This is a genomic window from Pseudomonas sp. 14P5.3.2 (assembly GCF_057799175.1).
Genome location: NZ_JBYOKU010000024.1, coordinates 1 through 21441 on the forward strand (window position 1 = coordinate 1; position 21441 = coordinate 21441).

The window sequence follows — 21441 nt, forward strand, 5'->3', positions numbered from 1 at the left end:
CCCCCCCCCCCCCCCCCTCCCCCCCCCCACCCCCGCTCCCACAGGGTTTTGTGCATGGCAGGCATGAAAAAGGCGACCCGGAGGTCGCCTTTTTCAGTCGAGCGCGCGTGATCAGAACTCGTGATCAGCGTTGTCCGGGTTCAGGTCGCTGATGCCCAGCTTGCCGGCAGCCGCTTCGATCGAACCGGTCTGCTTGACCAGCGCAGCGATGGCGTCACGCACGATCTGGTTGCCAGCGGTATTGCCGGCAGCGATCAACTGGTCGTAGTGCTCACCCTTGTTGGCGTGATCGACCATGACCTGGATCTTGGCTTCGGTAGCGGCCAGATCGGCTTTCAGCGCGTTGTCGGCAGCCGGGTCGGCCTTGGCCACCAGCGACGACAGGCTGGCGCCGGTCATCTTGGTGCCGTCGGTGCGGGTGTATTCGCCCAGGTACACGTTACGAATGCCTTTGGCATCGTAGAAGTGCGAGTTGTGGGTGTTGTCGCTGAAGCAATCCTGTTCGTCTTCCGGGGAGTTGGCTTCCAGGGATACCTTCATGCGCTCGCCCGCCAGTTCACCCAGCGACAGGCTGCCCATGCCGAACAGCATTTTGCGCAGGCCGGTTTCGGCAGGCTCGGCTTCCAGGGTGGCGCGGTAGTTGTCAGCCACGTTCGGCTTCCAGTTACCGACCATTTCTTCCAGATCGCTGACCAGCAGTTGGGTCACCGCTTTGAGGTACGCACGACGACGATCGTTGTGACCGCCGGTGGCGCCCGCGCCTTCCAGGTAGTCGGAAGCAGGACGGTTGCCGGCGCCCGGGCCGGTGCCGTTCAAGTCCTGGCCCCAGAGCAGGAATTCGATGGCGTGGTAGCCGGTGGCGACGTTGGCTTCGGAACCGCCCAGCTCGTTCAGGCTGGCGAGTTTTTCCGGGGTGATGTCTTTGACATCGACCTTGTCTTCGCCGACCTGGACTTCAGTGTTGGCGATGATATTGGCGTTGGCACCCGGGTTACCCAGTGCGTGCTCGTAGGATTTGTCGACGTAGTCGATCAGGCCTTCGTCCAGCGGCCAGGCGTTCACCTGACCTTCCCAGTCGTCGATGATGGTGTTGCCGAAGCGGAATACTTCGCTCTGCAGGTAAGGTACGCGTGCGGCGATCCACGCTTCACGGGCGGCTTTCAGCGTCTCGGCATTCGGCTTGGCGAGGAAGGCGTCTACGGCGGTCTGCAGGGTTTTCGCGGTGGATTCGGCATCGCTGTAGACGGCGAAGACCATGTCGGCGTAGTGCGCGACCACAGCCTTGGCGGCGGCTTCGTCGACTTTCCCGGCTGCGGCAGGAGCAGCGGCAGCGGTGCTGGCGGCTGGAGTCGGCGTGGCCGCAGCGGCAGCCTTGTCTTTGCCTTCGCCGCAACCGGCGAGGGAAATAGCGATGGCCAGCAGACTGGCGGTAGCCAGAGGCATACGAATCATGGCGAACATCCTGCTTCGGTAATTGAATGGACAGGGCGCGGGGGTGCGCAAAGCTGCGACATAATGCAAATCTTTCGCATTATGTGTAAAGGGCTGTGGCTGGAAATATTTCTTGTTTACGCCTGTGTGATGGCGCAGATCAAAAGATCGCAGCCTCGTTTCACTCGACAGCTCCTGCAGGGGAATGCGATCCCTGTAGGAGCTGCCGCAAGCTGCGATCTTTTGACTTTATAAAATAGCCGCGTTGCTGCGTTGGGCTTGCTTGAGGTAGGCAGTCAGTTCCCGGGCAGGCAGCGGTTTGCTGTAGTGGTAACCCTGACCTTCGTGACAGCCTTCAGAGATGATGTAGGACTCCTGCTCGGCAGTTTCCACGCCTTCGGCGATCACCTGCATGCCCAGGCTCTTGCCCAGTTGAATGATCGCGCGAACGATGGTCGCATCATCGTCGTCATCCAGCAGATCCTGAACGAAGCTCTTGTCGATCTTGATCTTGTCCAGCGGCAGGCTTTTCAGATAACTCAGTGATGAGTAGCCGGTGCCGAAGTCGTCGATGGCGATCAGCGCCCCGGAACGACGCAGGCTGAGCAGATGTTGGGCGGCGGTGCTGATGTCTTCCATCAGGCCGGTTTCGGTGACTTCCAGCTCCAGGCTGCGCGGCGGCAAACGGTAGATCTGCAGCAGGTTGTTGACCACTCGCGGCAACTCGGCGTGGTGCAGTTGCACGGTGGACAGGTTGACCGCCATGCGCAGATCGACGAAGCCCTGATCGTGCCATTCGCGCAATTGCTTGCAGGCCTGATCCAGCACCCATTCGCCGATGGCAATGATCGTGCCGTTCTGCTCGGCCAGCGGGATGAACAGGTCCGGCGGCACCAGACCGTGCTCCGGGTGCTGCCAGCGAATCAGCGCTTCAACCCCGACCACGCGGTGATCGCGATAGCTGATCTGCGGTTGATAGACGAGGTAGAACTGATCGCGAATCAGCGCGTCACGCAGGTCTTTTTCCAGTTCGCGACGGCGACGCATCTCGCTGTCGACACTGGCGATGTAGAACTGATAACGGTTGCGCGAACGGGTCTTGGCCAGCGTCATGGTCTGCTCGGCCTTCTGCAACAGCTTCTCGGTGCTGTCGCCGTCCTCGGGGAACAGGGTGATGCCGATGGTTGCGCGCAGGCGGATTTCCTGATGGTCGAGGGCAAACGCCGCTTCCAGATCATCGAGGATGCTTTGCGCCAGCTCTGCCGCTTCGTAAGGTTGTTCGATATCGGCCTGCACCAGCGCAAACTGGTCGCCACCCAGACGGGCGAGGGCACCCAGGCGACCGCTATGGCCGCGCAGGCGGTCGGCCAGCGCCAGCAGCAACTGGTCGCCGGTCTGGTAGCTGAACTGCTCGTTGATCCCTTTGAAATCGTCCAGGCCCACGCACAACACCGCGACCCGGCGTTGCAGCTTGCCGGCGTCGACGAGAATCTTGTCCAGTTGCTGCTGCAATTGCTGGCGGTTCGGCAGACCGGTGAGGAAGTCGTACTGGGCCATGCGCAGCAGGCTGTTTTCCGCTTCGTGGCGCAGGTGCGTGTTGCGTTCGATGGATTCAAGCAACTGGTTGGCGGTGTTGATCCAGATGCCGAGTTCGTTCTTCTCGTTGCCCTTGATCTGCGGAATCTTGTGCTCGCTGGGGCGATCGGGATTGATTTCGGTCAGGTGCTCGATGATCCGCGACAGCGGCTTGGTCAGCAGCCAGTGATAGACCAGATACAGCACCAGGCCCATGGCCAGGGCGCGCAACACGCCGGAAATGAAAATGATCACCGAACTGACGATGAAACTCTCGCCATAGGTGGCGGTGTCGAGGGTGATGCTCAGGTCGCCGTAATACTCGCTGTACGGGCCGCGGCCAACCAGTTGGGTGGTGAAGGTGCGTTCCTGACCGAGGATCAGATCGGTCAGCCAACGGCTGTTGGAGTGCTGCAACTCGCGGGATTTTTGCGCGAGCATCGCTTCGTTGGGATGGCCGATGGAGGCCTGGCGCACGGCGTCGTCCTGGAACAGGCCTTCGATCACCTGCATGCCCATTTCCCGGTCCAGGCTGTACACGGCCTGAGTCGAGGGATCACGGAACATGTCGAGGATGCGCTGCGCATCGCCGGCCACCGCCTGGCGGGTTTTATAGGCATCGAAAACGATCTGGGCGCAGCTCAAGACCACGCCGACGATCAATGCCGAAAGGAGCACGACCCGGAGCAACTTCACCGACAAGCTGTTCTTGAGTTCCAGCTTCAAAGGGTTATTCCTTGTTCCGTGCGGGTAGCGTCAAGTTGCCATGAGTATTGGCAATCCCGTGTTGGCAGTCAAAGGGACAATCAAGCCCCGGAACATTTGCCCGTGGCCTTGGCCGAAATGCTGCTGTCTGGAGTCTCAGCTCTATTTGTACTGTGTCGGTAGTTTCGGCCCTCAACTTGAGCGGTGCGGAACAAATTTTCACTGATTTGATGGTAGCCCGCTACGGCGCGGCGGCAAGAGGTCGAAGGCTGCTTTCGTTGTGGGAAAACGGCCTGAGTGGGATTCGATGCGGTGCGGCTTTTTTCGGGCATAAAAAAACCCGGCCATAGCCGGGTTTTTTATCTGGCGCGCAGCTTAAGCGGTGAAGGTTTTGCCTTCGAACTGCTCAGCAACGAACTTCCAGTTGACCAGGTTCCAGAACGCTTCAACGTACTTCGGACGCAGGTTGCGGTAGTCGATGTAGTAAGCGTGTTCCCAGACGTCGCAGGTCAGCAGCGGGGTGTCGCCGCTGGTCAGCGGGTTGCCGGCGCCGATGGTGCTGGCCAGAGCCAGGGAACCGTCAGCCTTCTTCACCAGCCAGCCCCAGCCGGAACCGAAGGTGCCGATCGAGGTTTTGCTGAACTCTTCCTTGAACTTGTCGAACGAACCGAAAGCCGCGTTGATGGCTTCAGCCAGTGCGCCGGTTGGTTGACCGCCGGCGTTTGGCGCCAGGCAGTTCCAGTAGAAAGTGTGGTTCCAGACCTGAGCGGCGTTGTTGAAGATGCCGCCCGAGGAAGTCTTGACGATCTCTTCCAGGGTCTTGCCTTCGAACTCGGTGCCTGGCACCAGGTTGTTCAGGTTCACGACATAGGTGTTATGGTGCTTGTCGTGGTGAAATTCCAGGGTTTCCTTGGAAATGTGCGGCTGCAGGGCATCGTGTGCGTAAGGCAGCGGCGGCAATTCGAAAGCCATGATGATTCTCCTAATCAGGTCTGTTGCGGTGAGCGCAAGGCCGATCACGGGCGGCCAGAAATGCACCGACGAGTTTTTACTCTTTGCGGCGCAGGGTTCGGATCATAGCACCGGGGTCAAGGCTTAACCACGCAACAACTGTGTGGGATAGAGGTTCCAGAGCTGTTTGGAATAAATCACTGCGCCAATATCAATTGCCCTGCGACTGTAAACATCATCAACGCCACCACCAGATCGAGAATCCGCCAGGTACTCGGCCGCGCCAGCCACGGTGCAAGCCATGCGGCACCCAGTGCAAGAGTGAAAAACCACAGCAGCGACGCACTCGCCGCGCCCACGACATAAGCCCCCGGCACCGACTGCTGCGCACCGAGCGAGCCGATCAGCAACACCGTGTCCAGATAAACGTGCGGATTGAGCAACGTCACTGCCAGCGCGCTGAGCATCACCGCGCGCAACGAGCGTACGGTGTGGTTTTCGCCCTGATCCAGACTCTGTTTCGAGAACGCCCGGCGCAGCGCCTGGCTGCCGTACCAGATCAGAAAGACGGCGCCGCCCCAGCGCGCCACTGCGAGCAATGTCGGGTTCTGCGCCAACACCGTGGCCAGGCCGAAAACCCCGGCCGCCACCAGCAGCGCATCGCACGCCACACACAACGCCGCCACCGGCAGGTGATGTTCGCGCCGCAGGCTCTGGGCCAATACAAAAGCATTCTGCGTGCCGATCGCCATGATCAACCCGAACGCCACCAGCAGGCCGTTCACATAGCTTTGCCACATAACGATTACTCCGCGTTGGCTGCGAGATCGCGCAGTACGTGCATGGCGCGTTTGGCGTCGGCCTGTCCGACAAACAAATGGTCGTGGTAGTAACCGGCGATCACGTTGCAACTGATCCCGGCCTTGCCCAGTGCTGTGGCGAACGCAGCGGTGAGGCCGACCGCTTCCAATGCCGAATGCACGTTGAGGGTGATCCACGCCGCGACATAATCGAAACTGAACCCGGCGTGTTCCGCCTGAGAGCGTTCGAGGATCACGGTCAGGCCTTCCTGTTCACGAAAGCTGCCGACAATCTCCAGACCGTTGGGCAACTGAGCGTCACGCAGGGTGCAGAACACGTATTCACCGGCATTGAGCTGCGGGCTCATGCTGCGCAGCAACGTCGTGAGTGAGGTTTCGCCAGCCATTGCAGTGTTCCTTGATAAAGAGTGCTTGCTGGCTATTCTCCGGTCGAAAGCTGTATAAGAAAAACCAATAGTGCTGATCGCTCATTAGGAAAACTGATGTTCGACTATAAATTGCTTTCCGCGCTGGCCGCTGTGGTCGAGCAGGCCGGATTCGAACGCGCCGCACAGGTGCTGGGCTTGTCGCAATCGGCGATTTCCCAGCGGATCAAACTGCTGGAAGCGCGGGTCGGCCAACCGGTGCTGGTGCGCGGCACACCGCCGTCGCCGACCGAGATTGGCCGGCGGCTGCTCAACCATGTGCAGCAGGTGCGCCTGCTTGAGCGTGACTTGCAGACCCTGGTGCCGGCGCTTGACGAAGAGGGCGTGCCGGAGCGTTTGCGCATCGCCCTCAACGCCGACAGCCTCGCCACCTGGTGGGCCGAAGCCGTGGGCGATTTCTGCGCCGAGCAGCATTTATTGCTGGATCTGGTGGTGGAAGATCAGACCGTCGGCCTCAAGCGCATGCGTGCCGGAGAAGTCGCGGCGTGTGTCTGTGCCAGCGAACGCCCGGTGGCCGGTGCGCGCAGTGTGTTGCTCGGGGCGATGCGCTATCGGGCGCTGGCCAGTCCGGCGTTCATCGAGCGGCATTTTCCCGATGGCGTGCGTGCCGAACAGTTGCCGCGTACCCCGGCGCTGGTGTTCGGGCCGGACGATTTCCTCCAGCATCGTTACCTCGCATCGCTCGGTGTCGACGGTGGTTTCGAGCACCACTTGTGCCCGTCATCCGAAGGTTTTGTGCGTCTGACCGAAGCCGGGTTCGGTTGGGGACTGGTGCCGGAACTGCAAGTGCGCGAGCAGTTGCAACGCGGGACTTTGCGCGAACTGTTGCCAGATAAACCGATCGATGTGCCGTTGTACTGGCATCATTGGCGCAATGGCGGTCAGTTGCTGGGCTTGCTGACCGAACAATTGCTACGTTCTTCACCACGATGGCTGGTGCCCTTGGGCTGACGGTCAGCGTCAAGACAGACGTATCAGGTAAACGAAAGACATCGGAGCGTTACATGAAAATTCTGGTCACCGGCGCAAGCGGCTTCATTGGCGGACGCTTTGCGCGTTTCGCCCTGGAGCAGGGCCTGGACGTGCGGGTCAACGGTCGCCGGGCCGAGAGCGTCGAGCATCTGGTGCGCCGTGGCGCCGAGTTCGTCCCGGGCGATCTCACCGATGCGGATCTGGTGCGCGAACTCTGCGCCGACGTCGAAGCGGTGGTGCACTGTGCCGGTGCCGTCGGCTTGTGGGGGCGTTATCAGGACTTTCATCAGGGCAACGTGCAGGTTACCGAAAACGTCGTCGAAGCCTGCCTCAAGCAGCGCGTGCGGCGGCTGGTGCATCTGTCGTCGCCGTCGATCTACTTCGATGGCCGCGATCACCTCGGCCTGACCGAAGAGCAAGTGCCCAAGCGCTTCAAGCATCACTACGCGGCGACCAAATATCTGGCCGAGCAAAAGGTCTTCGGCGCCCAGGAGTTCGGCCTCGAAACCATCGCCCTGCGCCCGCGTTTCGTCACCGGTGCCGGCGACATGAGCATCTTCCCGCGCCTGCTGAACATGCAGCGCAAGGGGCGTCTGGCGATCATCGGTGACGGCCTGAACAAGGTCGATTTCACCAGCGTGCAGAACCTCAACGAAGCGCTGCTCAGCAGTCTGCTGGCGGCCGGTTCCGCGTTGGGTAAGGCCTACAACATCAGCAATGGCGCGCCGGTGCCGTTGTGGGATGTGGTCAATTATGTGATGCGCAAAATGGAAGTGCCGCAGGTCACCAAATACCGCTCGTACGGTCTGGCCTACAGCGTTGCGGCGCTCAACGAAGGCGTGTGCAAACTCTGGCCGGGACGCCCGGAGCCGACCCTGTCGCGGCTGGGCATGCAGGTCATGAAGAAAAATTTCACCCTCGACATCAGTCGCGCCCGGCATTATCTGGACTACGATCCGAAAGTCAGCCTGTGGTCGGCCCTCGACGAGTTCTGTGGCTGGTGGAAAGCCCAGGACATCCGTTGATACAAGTCGCCCGGCCGGCAATGAACCGCGCCGCCGCTTGAGGGTCAATCCCTGCGGCTGCGACGGTTATACTTCGCTGCATTCAGCCATCACCGCGTTCCACAAAGGTTGCCTCAATGTCCATGCGTAACGATGCCAACGACGATTTCGACGATGTACCGAGCCTGCGGGCCGACACCTTTGACGACGATGACATTCCGCCGACCGCCCGCACTTCCGTGCATTCGCGCACGCCGCCGGTAGTCAAGGTCAAGGCCGCGAGCACCGGGCCGTTGTGGGCGCTGGTTGGCGCGCTGTTCTTTGCTTTCATCGGTCTGGCCTGGTGGAGCTTCCAGCAGATTTCGCTGATGGAGCAGCAACTGGTGGCCACCCAGGAAAGCTTTGCGCGCATCAGCGAGGAAGCGGCGGGACGCCTGCAGGATATTTCCGGCAAGGTCGTCGCCAGTCAGAGCAACGTCAACAGCGACAGCGAAGCCTTGAAGCAGCAGATCAAACAGCTGGAAACCCAGTTGCTGGATCAGAGTAAACAGCAGCAAGGCGTGGTCGGTCAGACCAGCGATCTGGACAAGCGTCTGGCGCAGATGACCGCGCAGACCACCGAACAACAGAACGCCAATACCCAGTTGCAGGCTCAGGTCAAAGCCCTGAGTGCGGAACTGGCAACCCTGAAAAGCGCCCCGGTCGACACCGGCAAGTTCGATGCGCAGCTCAAGAGCCTGAGTGCCGACATTGCCGCGCTGAAGAAGCAAGGCAACCCGAGCGCGGCGATCGAGCGTCTGGAGCAGGAAATCATCGTCCTCAAGAGTGAACAGGACAACCGCCCGGCCGCTGCGCAGGGTGGCGGCAATACCGCCGAGTTCGACGCATTCCGCGGCCAGATGACCCGCAACATCAACACCCTGCAGGCGCAGATCCAGAACCTGCAGCAGCAGATCAATGCCCGGCCATAGGGCCGGAGTCAGGAACCTTTGTGGCGAGGGAGCTTGCTCCCGCTGGAGTGCGAAGCGCTCCCCTGCTTTCGTTCAGGTAGAGCGCATTTGCAGGTTTTGCGACTGCTTCGCAGCCGAGCGGGAGCAAGCTCCCTCGCCACAGGGGATACCGCAACTTCTGGATTCATCTTCGACCGCCTTCCTACCCCAAGCCGTCTACGCTCTTGAAACACCAACAAGAACGAGGGATGCGTTATGGGTTTTTTGCATAAAGTGGCGTGGCTCGGTGTGATGCTTTTGGTGGGGGTAGCGCAGGTCAACGCTGCCACCGCGCAAAAGGATGACAGCAAGGCCGCCATTGCGCTGCTGGAAAAGGCCCTGGCCTATTACCACGACAATGGCGACAAGGCCTTCGCCGCGTTCAGCCGTCAGGGCGAGTTCGTCGACAAGGATCGCTACGTGTTCGTGGTCGATACCAAAGGCGTGATGCTCGCCAGTGGTGGCCCATCCTCAGCCTTGATCGGCCGTGACGTCAGCGAGGTGCTTGCGCCGGATTTGCAGAAAGCCTTCAAGGACGCCTTGCTGGTGCCGGAAGGCAACGGCATTCAACAGGCCGAATACCGCTGGCAGAACTGGGCGGACGGCAAGGTCGAGCGCAAACATGTGTATTACCAGCGCATCGGTCAGCGCATTCTGGCGGTCGGTTATTACCTGCCGCGTGCTTCAGCCGAGCAGGCCAAGGCACTCCTCGACAAGGCTGCAACCGATCTGGGGAAAAACGAGAAGGGCACCCTGACGGCCATCAACTCGCTCAAGGGCGGTTATCTGCAGGATGACTTGTATGTGTTCGTCGTTGATTTGAACACTCAACGCTACGTTGCCCACGGCACTAACCTGCGCCTGATCAATACCGATTTCAGCAAGATCAACGACCCGGAAGGCAAACCGGTGGGCGAGCCGATTCTGGCGCTGATCGCCAAGCAGGATGACGGCGAATACGAATACCGCTGGAAAAACCCGGTGACCGGCAAGGTCGAGGACAAGCATGCCTACCTGAAGAAGGTCGGGCATTTTCTGGTGGCGGTGGGTTACTACAGCCCCTGAAAATACCTTTGCCCCCCTGTGGGAGCGAGCCTGCTCGCGAAGGCATAGTGTCAGCTGACATCACAGTTGAATGACACACCGCTTTCGCGAGCAGGCTCGCTCCCACAGGTTTCATGGCATCTGTGCCTATTTGGCGCCGTGCTCCCGCCCGCGCAGCAACTTGTTCGGCATCGCAATTGCCGCCGCCAGCCCCAACAGCGACACCGCCGTACTCACCCACAGCAAATGCCGGAACGTCACCGAAAGCTCGGCGCGCAAGGCGTGCTGTGCCTCACCCGGGGCGGCGTTCAAACCGTCGAGCAGCACATTGCCCGAATGCCCCTCGCTGATCAGCGCGTTGCTCGCCAGATGGGCAAAACTCGAGTCCTGCAAAAAGGCCAGCAACAGCGCCGACATCAACGCCACGCCCACCGCGCCGCCCAGCGAGCGGAACAGGTTGGTGGTGCTGGTGGCGACGCCGATGTCGCGCTGATCCACCGAGTTCTGCGTGCCGACCAGTGAGGTCGGGAACTGCATGCCGCCGGCAATCCCGCTGAGCAGCATGAACAGGCTGCTGACCAGCGTCGCGTCCGGTGGGCTGAACGCCATGCCGAGAATCGAGATCGGCATCAGCAGCGCGCCAGTCAGAATCTGTGGTTTGTAACGGCCGGTGACCGAGGTGCGGCGTCCGGCGAAATAAGCGCCAATCGGCAGCCCCATCGCCAGCGGCAGCAAGTGCAACGCCGCCGCATCGGCCCCGGCGCCGGTGACGCTCTGGAAGCGCAACGGCATCAACACGATCAGCGAGATCGCCTGGAAACTGGTGAAGAAAATCGTGCACCAGCACAGCAACGCATTGCGGTTGGTGAACAGGTGCATCGGCAGCAGCGGCTCCCGCGCCCGGCGTTCATGCCAGACGAACACCGCCAGTATCAGCACTGCACAGGCAAACAAGCCGAGCACTTCGCTGCTGCGCCACGAATGGCCCTGACCGACCTGAGTGATGCCCAGCAGCAGGGCGGTCAAACCGATGATCATCAGCAGCGTGCCGAGGTAGTCGATGATCGGCTTGCGCTGCGGAATCGGCAGCCCGCGCAGGTTGCGATTGGCAACCCACCAGGCGCCGAGCCCCAGCGGCAGGTTGATCAGGAACACCCAGCGCCACGACAGGTATTCGGTCATGTAGCCACCGAGCACCGGCCCGGCGACGCTGGCGACCGCGTACATGCTGCTGAAGTAACCCTGATAACGGCCGCGTTCGCGGGGCGGGACGATGTCGCCGATGATCGCCTGACTGACCGAAATCATCCCGCCGGCGCCGATGCCCTGGAGAATCCGCGCCAGCACCAGTTGTTCCATGCTTTGCGCCATACCGCAGAACAGCGAGGCGAGGGTGAACAGGCCCATGCCGAACAGCATCAGTTTGCGCCGCCCGTACAGGTCGCCGAGCTTGCCGTAGATCGGCACGGCCACAGTCATCGCCACCATGTACCCGGAAATTACCCAGGCCAGCAGGCTGACATCCTTGAATTGTGCGGAGATGGCGGGCATCGAGACGGCGACGATGGTCTGATCCAGCGCGCCGAGAAAGATCGCCAGCATCAGCGCGACCAGCACGCTGCGAATGGCCGGTTTGGGTGTTTCAGGCTGGTGAAGATTGGTCACGGGCGAAACCTGCGGGCAGTGAGAGTCCCGCGGATCGTCAGGCGAGCGGGAATGCTCGCCAGTGTAAGTCGGTAGGAAGCTATTCGATAGCCTCATAAGGAAGTCCGACGTAATTTTCTGCAATGGTTTTTCGCCCCGCTTCTGAACTGACAAAGTAGTCCAGTTCCGAGGCGCTGATGCGCTGACTGAAATCATCGTGTTCGTCGAAGCGATGCAGCATCGAGGTCATCCACCAGGAAAAGCGTTCGGCTTTCCATACCCGGCGCAGGCAGATTTCCGAGTATTTCTCCAACAAGTCCGTGCGTCCTTCGCGGTAAACCTTCAGCAGGATATTGAACAAAGTGCTGACGTCACTGGCCGCCAGATTCAGGCCCTTGGCGCCAGTGGGCGGGACGATATGCGCGGCATCGCCAAGCAGAAACATCCGCCCGTACTGCATCGGCTCGACGACAAAACTGCGCAGCGGCGCGATACTTTTTTCAATCGACGGGCCGGTCACCAGTTTCTCGGCAAGCGCCGTGGGCAAGCGGCTTTTGAGTTCATCCCAAAAGCGCTGATCGGACCAGGCGGCGACATTTTCCTCGGCCGGCACTTGCAGGTAGTAACGGGTGCGAGTGGCCGAGCGCATGCTGCACAGGGCGAAGCCGCGTTCGTGACGGGCGTACACCAGCTCATCGTGCACCGGCGGGGTGTCGGCGAGAATCCCCAGCCAGCCGAACGGATAGACTCGCTCGAAAATCTTCAGGCAGTCTTCGGGAATCGACTGCCGGGCCACGCCGTGAAAACCATCGCAACCGGCGATGTAATCGCAGTCGACGCGCCAGGTTTCACCGTCCTTTTCGAAAGTGACAAAGGCCTCGTCGCTTTTCATGCCGTGAGGAACGACATCGCTCACTTCATAAAACGACAGCGCCCCGGCCTCCCGACGAGCGGCCATCAGGTCGCGAGTGACTTCGGTCTGGCCGTAAACCATCACGGTTTTTCCGCCGGTCAAACCCTGCAGATCGATGTGTGCCAGACGTCCATCCAATGCCAGATCGAAGCCGGTGTGTACCAACCCTTCGGCATCCATGCGCGCACCCACGCCGGCCTGACGCAACAGCTCTACCATGCCCTGTTCAAGCACCCCGGCGCGAATTCGCCCGAGCACGTAATCGGGTGTCTGGCGTTCGACAATCAGGGTGTCGATACCAGCGTTGTGCAACAACTGACCGAGGAGCAATCCGGACGGACCGGCGCCGATGATGGCGACTTGGGTTTTCAGCGTTTTCATTGTTTTTATGACTCGCAAGCTTCACGCGACGGGAGCCGGTGAATGATTTTTATGGATCGAGTGCTTGCATTTTTCCCTTGCGGGTCTGTCAATTGAAGGTGAAAACTGAGCCGATACCTGTACATTCTGCCAATCGGTGCGATTATCGCCCGCAACCTCGAGGCCTGGATTGAAGTGATGAACAAGCCTGACCTGCCTTCGATTCCGGTGTTCAAGCTCTACGGTGAAAGCCTGGACTGGCCGACCCCTGACTTGCTGCACTGTGAAACCATTTCCAAACGCAGCCGCGAACATCAATGGGAAATCAAACCCCACCGCCACGCCGATTTGTGCCAGTTGCTCTTCGTCTTCAAAGGTCAGGCAGAGCTTGAAATCGAAGGTCAACGCACGCAGCTCAACGAACCCGCCATTCAAGTCCTGCCACCGTTGTCGGTGCATGGCTTCCGCTTTTCCGAGGACGTCGAAGGATTCGTCGTCACCCTCGCCAATCCGTTGATCAATCACTTGCAGGCGCAACTGGGCAATTCGGTGCACGCACTGGCCCAGGCCGAGCACTATCCGGCGGGCAAGGATGCGGAGTACCTGAACAGTCTGTTTTCAGCGTTGCAGGCCGAGTACAACGGCCATCAGCCAGCGCGGGAAATGCTCATGCATTCGCTGGTGAGCGTGATCATGGTCTGGGTCAGCCGACAGGCGATCGTGCGCCATAACGCCAGCCAGCGACCGCAACGCCAGCGCGAATACCTCAACGGGTTCATTCAATTGGTGGAGGAGACTTACCGCCAGCATGTGAAGGTCGAAGACCTCGCCCATCGCCTGGGGATTTCGGTGTCGCACCTCAACGGCACCTGCCGGGAACTGGCAGGGCAGCCGGCGCTGCAGATCATGCACGAACGCCAGTTGCTGGAAGCCAAACGTTTGCTGACCTACACCAGCATGACCATTTACGAGATGTCGGAGTTGTTGGGGTTTTCCGATCCGACCAACTTCACGCGCCTGTTCCGGCGCCGGGTGGGGATATCGCCAAAGGCCTTCCGCGACCGGCTGAAGGCCGAGCAGTGATCTGGTAAACGCTGCGGTCTCCTGTGGGAGGGGGCTTGCTCCCGAAAGCGGTCTATCAGTTTGCATCAATGCTGAATGACACATCGCATTCGGGAGCAAGCCCCCTCCCACAGGATCGCACTGCAGCTCAGGTCAATCAGCGCAGTGCATTAAGCGTCGCGTTATGCGGAATGCAGCGCTCGAAATTGCAACTCGCGAACTCGCGGGGCAGTTGTCGCAGTTGCTCGACCCGCCAGGCCGCGGTGCCGTACAGCGCCAGCGTAGCGGCGCAGGTGATGAAAATCGCGAAGTACCTTCTTGTTCTGATGTTCATGGCGTTGACCTCTGAACGCATACCCTGCGGTATTACTTTCAGCATAGGTCAGCGGTACAGAGTTGCCAGCCACCGCTCCCACAGGAATACCGGATTTACAGGCCTATATCCCATTTGGGATTTTCCGGGAATCGTTCGACGAGAAAATCCAGCATGCTGCGCAGCGCTGCCGGCATGTGCTTGCGTGACGCATACACCGCGTAGATGTTCATCTGCCGTGGCTCGGCATCCGGCAGCAGACGTACCAGTTCACCGGTATGCACGTGAACCCCGGCCTGATAGGTCGGCAGCATCGCCACCCCCGCGCCGGCCAGCGTCGCCCGCAACAGGGTGCTGGCTTCATTGGCGCTGATGTTACCCTGTACCGGCACCGACACCGGTTCGCCATCCTCCTCGAAATGCCACAGGCTCTTGCCGAAATACGAGTGCGTGAGGCAGTTGTGTCGGCCCAGGTCCTCGACCCGCTGCGGTGGCGGGTTATCGCGCAGATAAGCCGGTGCGGCGCAGACCACTGAGCGGCACACGGTCAGGCGTCGGGCGATCAGGTTCGGGTCCAGGTCATTGCTGGTGCGGATCGCCAGGTCGATGCGCTCATCCACCAGGTTCACCGTGCGGTCGAGCATCTGCAGATCGATGCTGACCCCGGGGTAACGTTTGACGTACGCCGCCATCGCATCGGCCAGTTGCGCCTGGCCGAACGAGGTGCTGACGCTGATACGCAGCAATCCTCGCGGTGCATCGTGCGGTTCACTGACTGCTGCCTGCATATCCGTCGAGAGTTCGAGCATCTGCCGACAGCGCGGCAGGATTTCACTGCCGGCGGCGGTCAGGCTCAACTTGCGCGTGGTGCGGTGCATCAGGCGCGCGCCGATCCAGTCTTCCAGCTCCGCCAGATAGCGCGACACCACCGGCCGTGACAGGTCCAGATGATCGGCGGCCGCCGACTGGCTGCCCAGATCCACCACCGTGACAAACACCCGCATTGCTTGAAGACGATCCATGATTTGCCCGCTTTCAGAAACAAACTATGTCCAAGCATCGCATTTTTTGTACCGAGTCAGGCAACTAAGCTCTGTCCCATCGCCAAACACGGCATTCGGACCACGGAGCAACAGATGATCGGCTTCACTACCCTCAAGCGCGTTTTGCTGGCCACCGCCACCCTCGGTTTCGCGGCCCACGCCGCTGCCGCCAACCTGACCCTGGATGTCTACAACCCGGGCACCAACGCGATTTTCCCGGTGACTTCGGTGCTGGTCAGCGGCGAGAAAGACGCGATCCTGGTCGACGCGCAATTCGGCAAGGCCCAGGCCGAGCAGGTGGTGGAAAAGATCCGCGCCAGCGGCAAGCACCTGACCACCATCTACATCAGCCACGGTGACCCGGATTACTACTTCGGCCTCGACACCCTGACTCAGGCTTTCCCCGACGCCACCGTGCTGGCCTCGCAGCCGACCGTCGATCACATCAAGCAGACCGTCGACGGCAAACTCGCCTTCTGGGGCCCGAAAATGGGCGCCGACGTGCCAGCCAAAACCATCGTGCCGGGCGTGCTCAAGGGCGACAGCCTGATGCTCGAAGGGCAGAAGTTGCAGGTGGTGGGACTTGAAGGCAAACAACCGGATCGCAGTTTCGTGTGGATTCCGTCGCTCAAGGCTGTGGTCGGTGGCGTCGTGGTCGCCGAGAACATTCATGTGTGGATGGCTGATACCCAGACCGCGCAATCCCACGCCGACTGGCTGCAAACCCTGCACTCGATCGAAACCCTGAAGCCGAAAACCGTGGTGCCGGGTCACTATCTGGGCGAGAGCAGCCGCTCGCTGGCCAGCGTGAAATTCACCGCCGACTACATTAAGGCTTTCGACGATGAAACCGCCAAGGCCAAAGATTCCGCCGCACTGATCAAGGCCATGCAAAAACGCTACCCGAAACTCGGCGAAGAAAGCTCGCTGGAGCTGAGCGCCAAAGTCGCCAAGGGCGAGATGAAGTGGTAACCCGATTGATCTGAAACAGAGGTCGAGAGGACTTTTGTGGCGAGGGAGCTTGCTCCCGCCCGCCTGCGCAGCAGGCGTAAAACCTGCCAATGCGTTGTATCTGAAACGGGCGGGGGAGTGCTTCGCCCTCCAGCGGGAGCAAGCTCCCTCGCCACAGGGAATACCGCTTCAAGATTAGATTTATGCCGTCGTTGAAACTCTCAAGCCAACTGGAGAATGTCATGAGCAAGATCGCAATCATTGGTGCCACCGGCCGTGCCGGTAGCCAACTGCTGGAAGAAGCCCTGCGTCGCGGCCATAGCGTCACCGCCATCGCCCGCGATACCTCGAAGATCGGTAACCGTGCCGGTGTGGTCAGCAAGAATGTCGATGTGCTGGATTCGGCGGCGCTGCAAGCCGCCGTCGCCGGTCACGACGTGGTGATCAGCGCCGCGCATTTCGCCACCGTACCGGCCAGTGCCGTGGTCGGCCCGGTGAAACAGGCGGGCGTGAAGCGTCTGCTGGTGGTCGGGGGGGCCGGTTCGCTGTTGCTGCCGGACGACACCCGAGTGATCGACAGCGCGGGTTTCCCCGCCGAATACAAAACCGAGGCCAGTGCGGGGGCGGCGTTTCTCGATGCGTTGCGTCAGGAGCAGGATCTGGACTGGACCTTCCTCTCGCCATCGGCAGAGTTTGTCGAAGGTGAGCGCACCGGCACCTTCCGCGTCGGCAAGGATCACTTGCTGATGAGTACCGAAGGTCGTAGCTGGATCACCTTCGCCGATTACGCGATCGCGCTGATCGACGAAGTGGAAACGCCGAAGCATTCGCGTCAGCGGTTTACGGTCGGCTACTAAGCAACGACGCGGAACAAATGTGGGAGCGGGCTTGCTCGCGAAGGCGGTGTGTCAGCGACATTTGAAGTGACTGACACTCCGCCTTCGCGAGCAAGCCCGCTCCCACAGGGGTATTAGTTTGTTTCAGCGGGTATGCGCCTGTTCCACCAGCCAGATCATCAACTCCTCCAACTGCGGCGATGCTTCCCCACCCTGCGGCATCACCACGTAGTACCCCAACCCCGTCTTCACCTTCAACTCAAACGGCATCACCAGCCGCCCGGCGCGCAGGTCATCGCCGATCAGCGACCAGTCGCCAATCGCCACACCCGTCCCGTGGGAGGCCATCGACATCGCCTGATCCAGCGTCTCGAAATGCTGCCCCGTGTCGACATTGCTCAATTGCAACCCGGCGGCTGTCAGCCATACGGTCCAGTCCTGGATATCGTGGGTGGGATGCAGCAGCAGATGCTGTTGCAGATCGGCCGGTTCGCTCAGCGCCGGTGGGCCCTTCAATAGCGCTGGCGAACAGACTGGCGTCAGTTGTTCATCGAACAGATGCAGGGCGGTCGACGAATTGTCCGGTGGCGTGCCGTAGATCACCGCGGCATCGAATGGCTCACGCTGAAAGTCCACGCCGTGGGCCAGTGTGGTGGTCAGTTTGACCGGCACATCCGGGCGTTCCTTTTGCCACTGCAGCAGGCGCGGCACCAGCCAGCGCATCACGCAGCTCGGCGCCTTGAGTTGCAGAGTTTGCCGCTTGAGACCGATCTGCTCGGTCGCTTCGCTGATCAGGCCAAAGATCTTCTCCACCCGTGGCAGCCACTCACGCCCTTCAGCGGTCAGCTCAAGGCCTCGGGCCAGACGAATGAACAACTCATAACCGAGATGATCCTCCAGCCCGGCGATCTGCCGGCTCACCGCGCCCTGGGTGATGTGCAACTGCTCGGCCGCCCGGGTGAAGTTGCAGCACTGCGCAGTGATCAGAAACGTGTGCAGGGCGGGCAGGGGAGGCAGTCGTTTCATGGGGATCCGAGGTATGACGTGAGGACATGGCTAGTATGACTTTTAATCGATTGTTGCCGCTACTCGCCGCCCGTTCAATGAGCCCATTCCACCCGGATCGATGTGGGAGCGAGCTTGCTCGCGAATACGGTTTTCTATTCAGCATCAATGTGGCTGATACACCGCTTTCGCGAGCAAGCTCGCTCCCACACTGGCACGGCGTATTGAACAACAAGAAGGGCAATCGGCATGGCGACGTGTGGCGAAGTACTGGTCAAGTTACTCGAAGGTTACGGGGTCGAGCAGGTGTTCGGCATTCCCGGGGTGCACACCGTTGAGCTGTATCGCGGCCTGGCCCGTTCGCGCATCAACCACGTCACTCCACGGCATGAACAGGGTGCCGGTTTCATGGCTGACGGCTATGCGCGCACCAGCGGCAAACCGGGTGTGTGCTTCATCATCACCGGCCCGGGCATGACCAACATCACCACCGCGATGGGCCAGGCCTACGCCGACTCGATCCCGATGCTGGTGATCTCCAGCGTGCAGACCCGCAGCCAGTTGGGCGGCGGTCGCGGCAAGCTCCACGAGTTGCCGAACCAGAGTGCGCTGGTCGGCGGTGTCGCTGCGTTCTCTCACACCTTGATGTCCGCTGCGGAATTGCCGGGCGTACTGGCGCGTGCCTTCGCCCTGTTCCAGGCCGGGCGCCCGCGTCCGGTGCACATCGAAATTCCGTTGGACGTGCTGGTCGAAGAGGCCGATGAATTGCTCGGCAGTGTTCCGGTGAACATCGATCGTGCCGGTGCAGCACCGAGTGCCGTCAGCCGCATGACTGAACTGCTGGCCAACGCCCGGCGTCCGCTGATTCTCGCTGGCGGCGGTGCCATCGACGCCGCACCCGAGCTGACCCGACTGGCCGAGCGCCTCGATGCTCCCGTAGCACTGACCATCAACGCCAAAGGCATGTTGCCGTCGAACCACCCGCTGCTGATCGGCTCGACGCAAACGCTGGTCGCGACCCGTGCACTGGTGGCCGATGCCGACGTGGTGCTGGCGATCGGCACCGAGCTGGCGGAGACCGATTACGACGTCACCTTCGCCGGTGGTTTCGAGATCCCCGGCAAGTTGCTGCGCATCGACATCGACGCCGATCAGACCGTGCGCAACTATCCGCCGCACGTGGCGTTGGTCGCCGATTCGCGCAACGCCGCGCAAGCGCTGCTCAGTGCGCTGGCACAGCAAAAACTCGCCGAACGCAGCAGCGATTGGGGTCAGGTTCGCGTCGCACAATTGCGCACTGAACTGGCCGCGAGCTGGGATGCGCCGACCCTGGCCCAGACCCTCTTTCTCGACACTGTGCTTGATGAACTGCCGGATGCGGTGTTCGTCGGCGATTCCACGCAACCGGTGTACACCGGCAACCTCACGTTCAACCCGGATCACCCGCGCCGCTGGTTCAATTCGTCCACCGGTTACGGCACCCTCGGTTACGCCTTGCCGGCGGCGATCGGCGCATGGCTCGGCGGCCGCATCAAGGGCGGCGCGCGCCCGCCAGTGGTGTGCCTGATCGGTGATGGCGGCTTGCAGTTCACCCTGCCGGAACTGGCCAGCGCAGTCGAAGCGCGCACGCCGGTGATCGTCCTGTTGTGGAATAACCAGGGCTACGAAGAGATCAAGAAGTACATGGTCAACCGTGCCATCGAGCCAGTTGGCGTCGATATCTACACCCCGGATTTCATCGGCGTCGCCAAGGCCCTGGGCTGCGCCGCCGAAGCGATCAGCTCGGTTGAACAGCTGCGTGGTGCGCTGCGTGCCGCCACTGATCGTCAGGGCCCGACCCTGATTGAAATCGACCAGACTCAATGGATGCAGGCGGTGGCCAAATGATCAATTTCCCAACCACACTCGATGGCCTGTACATCAACGGCCAATGGTCCGCCGGTCGCGAGCATCTGCGGGTGATCAACCCGGCCACCGAAGCGCTGCTGACCACGGTCAATGGCGGCGATGAACGCGCGGTTGATCTGGCCGTCAGCGCAGCCACTGAAGCGTTCAAGAGCTGGTCGAAAACCAGCGGTGCCGAGCGCGGCGCGATCCTGCGCAACATCGCTAATGGCGTGCGCAACGGTCGCGATCACCTGATGCAGCTGCAGTCGAGCAATAACGGCAAACCGCAGTTCGAAGCGTCCATCGACGTCGATGATGTGATCGCCACGTTCGAGTATTACGCCGAACTCGCCGAAGGTCTCGATGCGCAACAGGACAGCAACGTGCCGCTGCCCAGCGACGACTTCAGTGCGCGCCTGCGGCGTGAGCCGTGTGGTGTGGTCGGGCTCATCGTGCCGTGGAATTTCCCGATGGTCACCACCGCGTGGAAACTCGCGCCGGCGCTGGCTGCCGGTTGCTGCGTGGTGTTGAAACCGTCGGAAGTCACGCCGCTGCCGGAGCTGGAACTGGCGGCGATCATCGCCGAATCCGGTCTGCCCCAAGGCGTGTTCAACCTTGTGTGCGGCACCGGTCTGGCGGTCGGTGCGCCGCTGTCGGCGGATCCGCGCATCGCCAAGATCTCCTTTACTGGCAGCAACGCGGTCGGCGTGCAAGTGATGCAACGCGCCGCCGAAACGGTGAAGGGCGTGAGCCTGGAACTGGGTGGCAAATCTTCGCTGCTGGTGCTGGCCGATGCCGATCTGGAACTGGCGGTGGAGCTGGCCTGTGGCGGCGGTTTTTTCAACGCCGGGCAGATGTGTTCGGCCACCAGTCGGGTGTTGGTCGCCGATGAGCTGGCCGACGAATTTCTAATCCGATTGCAGGCCCGCGCGGAAAAAATCCGCGTGGCCGATCCGTTCGATCCTGAAGTGGAGATGGGCGCGCTGGTCAATCAGGCGCAGTACCAGCGCGTGCTCGGCCACATCGATCGCGGCTTGAGCGCCGGGGCGAAATTGATCTGCGGCGGCAATCGTCCGGCGGATCTGCCACGCGGGTATTTCCTGCAGCCGACGGTGTTCACCGAGGTGCCCCTCGACAGTGCGTTGTGGTGTGAAGAGATCTTTGGCCCGGTGCTCTGCGTGCGCAGTTTCAGCAGCGAAGCCGAGGCGATTGCATTGGCCAACGACAGCCAGTTCGGGCTGGTCGCCAGTGTGGTGACTCGCGATGCGGCTGCGGCAGATCGGGTGGCGAATGCGTTGCAGGCCGGGCTGGTGTGGATCAATGCGCCGCAGGTTATCTTTCCGCAGACCGCCTGGGGTGGCTACAAGCAGAGCAGCATCGGCCGCGAGTTGGGGCCTTGGGGGTTGTCTGCGTTTCAGGAGATCAAGCACGTGATCCGGGCGCTCTGAACGGCGTGTCGGGTCTTGGCGATCTGATCCGGATTTTTTGCTGAGCATTCCGGCCTCTTCGC

At 61.0% G+C, this 21441-nt stretch carries 19 protein-coding genes; 9 read left to right on the plus strand and 10 right to left on the minus strand.

All coding sequences use genetic code 11. The features are described 5' to 3' along the window. Positions 1-111: 111 nt before the first annotated feature. From AC27VU_RS18980 to AC27VU_RS19000, 5 genes are all read right to left on the minus strand, one after another. Positions 112-1452, minus strand: coding sequence for an imelysin family protein (locus tag AC27VU_RS18980; RefSeq protein WP_003227663.1), 1341 nt, complete (start codon positions 1450-1452; stop codon positions 112-114). Between the two features lie 228 nt (positions 1453-1680). Then, on the minus strand, positions 1681-3732 hold the full coding sequence (locus AC27VU_RS18985; protein ID WP_003227662.1) for a putative bifunctional diguanylate cyclase/phosphodiesterase: 2052 nt from the start codon (positions 3730-3732) through the stop codon (positions 1681-1683). A gap of 354 nt (positions 3733-4086) precedes the next feature. Next, complete coding sequence (locus tag AC27VU_RS18990) at positions 4087-4683, minus strand: superoxide dismutase (RefSeq protein ID WP_003227660.1); 597 nt, start codon at positions 4681-4683, stop codon at positions 4087-4089. Between the two features lie 176 nt (positions 4684-4859). Further along, positions 4860-5462, minus strand: a complete 603-nt coding sequence (locus tag AC27VU_RS18995; protein ID WP_103486325.1) for a LysE/ArgO family amino acid transporter — start codon at positions 5460-5462, stop codon at positions 4860-4862. Positions 5463-5467: 5 nt separating this feature from the next. Next, positions 5468-5869, minus strand: coding sequence for an ACT domain-containing protein (locus AC27VU_RS19000; RefSeq protein ID WP_488724655.1), 402 nt, complete (start codon positions 5867-5869; stop codon positions 5468-5470). A gap of 96 nt (positions 5870-5965) precedes the next feature. Here AC27VU_RS19000 and AC27VU_RS19005 point away from each other — a divergent pair, with 96 nt between their 5' ends. From AC27VU_RS19005 to AC27VU_RS19020, 4 genes are all read left to right on the plus strand, one after another. Next, positions 5966-6859, plus strand: coding sequence for a LysR family transcriptional regulator ArgP (locus tag AC27VU_RS19005; RefSeq protein ID WP_003227656.1), 894 nt, complete (start codon positions 5966-5968; stop codon positions 6857-6859). Between the two features lie 53 nt (positions 6860-6912). Next, positions 6913-7905, plus strand: a complete 993-nt coding sequence (locus AC27VU_RS19010) for an NAD-dependent epimerase/dehydratase family protein (RefSeq protein ID WP_047296149.1) — start codon at positions 6913-6915, stop codon at positions 7903-7905. Positions 7906-8021: 116 nt separating this feature from the next. Next, on the plus strand, positions 8022-8855 hold the full coding sequence (locus AC27VU_RS19015; RefSeq protein WP_003227652.1) for a hypothetical protein: 834 nt from the start codon (positions 8022-8024) through the stop codon (positions 8853-8855). Between the two features lie 234 nt (positions 8856-9089). Beyond that, positions 9090-9938: a cache domain-containing protein gene (locus AC27VU_RS19020; protein ID WP_473018053.1), complete on the plus strand. Its 849-nt coding sequence runs from the start codon at positions 9090-9092 to the stop codon at positions 9936-9938. Positions 9939-10064: 126 nt separating this feature from the next. Here the strand turns inward: AC27VU_RS19020 and AC27VU_RS19025 are convergent, their stop codons facing one another. Continuing rightward, entirely contained in the window at positions 10065-11582 is a 1518-nt protein-coding gene (locus AC27VU_RS19025) for an MDR family MFS transporter (RefSeq protein WP_488724656.1), read from the minus strand. A 79-nt stretch (positions 11583-11661) separates the two neighbouring features. Then, on the minus strand, positions 11662-12855 hold the full coding sequence (pobA, locus tag AC27VU_RS19030) for a 4-hydroxybenzoate 3-monooxygenase (RefSeq protein ID WP_488724657.1): 1194 nt from the start codon (positions 12853-12855) through the stop codon (positions 11662-11664). A 177-nt stretch (positions 12856-13032) separates the two neighbouring features. Between pobA and AC27VU_RS19035 the strand changes: the two genes are divergently transcribed. Continuing rightward, on the plus strand, positions 13033-13917 hold the full coding sequence (locus AC27VU_RS19035) for a helix-turn-helix domain-containing protein (protein ID WP_103486318.1): 885 nt from the start codon (positions 13033-13035) through the stop codon (positions 13915-13917). 136 nt (positions 13918-14053) lie between these two features. On the opposite strand, the gene AC27VU_RS19040 is transcribed toward AC27VU_RS19035, so the two are convergent. Then, entirely contained in the window at positions 14054-14230 is a 177-nt protein-coding gene (locus AC27VU_RS19040) for a hypothetical protein (protein WP_003227641.1), read from the minus strand. 95 nt (positions 14231-14325) lie between these two features. Then, positions 14326-15231: a LysR family transcriptional regulator gene (locus AC27VU_RS19045; protein ID WP_488724658.1), complete on the minus strand. Its 906-nt coding sequence runs from the start codon at positions 15229-15231 to the stop codon at positions 14326-14328. A gap of 114 nt (positions 15232-15345) precedes the next feature. On the opposite strand from AC27VU_RS19045, the gene AC27VU_RS19050 reads away from it, so the two are divergent. Both AC27VU_RS19050 and AC27VU_RS19055 read left to right on the plus strand, forming a co-directional pair. Beyond that, positions 15346-16224 carry an MBL fold metallo-hydrolase gene (locus AC27VU_RS19050; RefSeq protein WP_488724659.1) on the plus strand — a complete coding sequence of 293 codons (879 nt, stop codon included), beginning with the start codon at positions 15346-15348 and terminating at the stop codon, positions 16222-16224. Between the two features lie 221 nt (positions 16225-16445). Then, positions 16446-17060, plus strand: a complete 615-nt coding sequence (locus AC27VU_RS19055) for an NAD(P)-dependent oxidoreductase (RefSeq protein WP_226499499.1) — start codon at positions 16446-16448, stop codon at positions 17058-17060. 123 nt (positions 17061-17183) lie between these two features. Here the strand turns inward: AC27VU_RS19055 and AC27VU_RS19060 are convergent, their stop codons facing one another. Further along, positions 17184-18065 (minus strand): LysR substrate-binding domain-containing protein, encoded by an 882-nt coding sequence (locus tag AC27VU_RS19060; protein ID WP_103486315.1) that lies wholly within the window; start codon positions 18063-18065, stop codon positions 17184-17186. A gap of 228 nt (positions 18066-18293) precedes the next feature. On the opposite strand from AC27VU_RS19060, the gene AC27VU_RS19065 reads away from it, so the two are divergent. Together AC27VU_RS19065 and AC27VU_RS19070 are read left to right on the plus strand one after the other, a co-directional pair. Continuing rightward, on the plus strand, positions 18294-19931 hold the full coding sequence (locus tag AC27VU_RS19065) for a 5-guanidino-2-oxopentanoate decarboxylase (RefSeq protein WP_488724660.1): 1638 nt from the start codon (positions 18294-18296) through the stop codon (positions 19929-19931). After that, a complete protein-coding gene (locus AC27VU_RS19070; protein WP_488724688.1) occupies positions 19931-21379 on the plus strand; it encodes an aldehyde dehydrogenase family protein in 1449 nt (482 codons plus the stop codon). Before AC27VU_RS19065 ends, AC27VU_RS19070 begins: the two co-directional genes overlap by 1 nt. The last annotated feature ends 62 nt before the right edge of the window (positions 21380-21441 follow it).

Bases quoted from the DNA above. Each gene is read 5' to 3' on its own strand.
- AC27VU_RS18980 (WP_003227663.1), bottom strand. From the start codon at position 1,452: ATGATTCGTATGCCTCTGGCTACCGCCAGTCTGCTGGCCATCGCTATT.
- AC27VU_RS18990 (WP_003227660.1), bottom strand. From the start codon at position 4,683: ATGGCTTTCGAATTGCCGCCGCTGCCTTACGCACACGATGCCCTGCAG.
- AC27VU_RS18995 (WP_103486325.1), bottom strand. From the start codon at position 5,462: ATGTGGCAAAGCTATGTGAACGGCCTGCTGGTGGCGTTCGGGTTGATC.
- AC27VU_RS19000 (WP_488724655.1), bottom strand. From the start codon at position 5,869: ATGGCTGGCGAAACCTCACTCACGACGTTGCTGCGCAGCATGAGCCCG.
- AC27VU_RS19005 (WP_003227656.1), top strand. From the start codon at position 5,966: ATGTTCGACTATAAATTGCTTTCCGCGCTGGCCGCTGTGGTCGAGCAG.
- AC27VU_RS19010 (WP_047296149.1), top strand. From the start codon at position 6,913: ATGAAAATTCTGGTCACCGGCGCAAGCGGCTTCATTGGCGGACGCTTT.
- AC27VU_RS19015 (WP_003227652.1), top strand. From the start codon at position 8,022: ATGTCCATGCGTAACGATGCCAACGACGATTTCGACGATGTACCGAGC.
- AC27VU_RS19020 (WP_473018053.1), top strand. From the start codon at position 9,090: ATGGGTTTTTTGCATAAAGTGGCGTGGCTCGGTGTGATGCTTTTGGTG.
- pobA (WP_488724657.1), bottom strand. From the start codon at position 12,855: ATGAAAACGCTGAAAACCCAAGTCGCCATCATCGGCGCCGGTCCGTCC.
- AC27VU_RS19035 (WP_103486318.1), top strand. From the start codon at position 13,033: ATGAACAAGCCTGACCTGCCTTCGATTCCGGTGTTCAAGCTCTACGGT.
- AC27VU_RS19040 (WP_003227641.1), bottom strand. From the start codon at position 14,230: ATGAACATCAGAACAAGAAGGTACTTCGCGATTTTCATCACCTGCGCC.
- AC27VU_RS19045 (WP_488724658.1), bottom strand. From the start codon at position 15,231: ATGGATCGTCTTCAAGCAATGCGGGTGTTTGTCACGGTGGTGGATCTG.
- AC27VU_RS19050 (WP_488724659.1), top strand. From the start codon at position 15,346: ATGATCGGCTTCACTACCCTCAAGCGCGTTTTGCTGGCCACCGCCACC.
- AC27VU_RS19055 (WP_226499499.1), top strand. From the start codon at position 16,446: ATGAGCAAGATCGCAATCATTGGTGCCACCGGCCGTGCCGGTAGCCAA.
- AC27VU_RS19060 (WP_103486315.1), bottom strand. From the start codon at position 18,065: ATGAAACGACTGCCTCCCCTGCCCGCCCTGCACACGTTTCTGATCACT.
- AC27VU_RS19065 (WP_488724660.1), top strand. From the start codon at position 18,294: ATGGCGACGTGTGGCGAAGTACTGGTCAAGTTACTCGAAGGTTACGGG.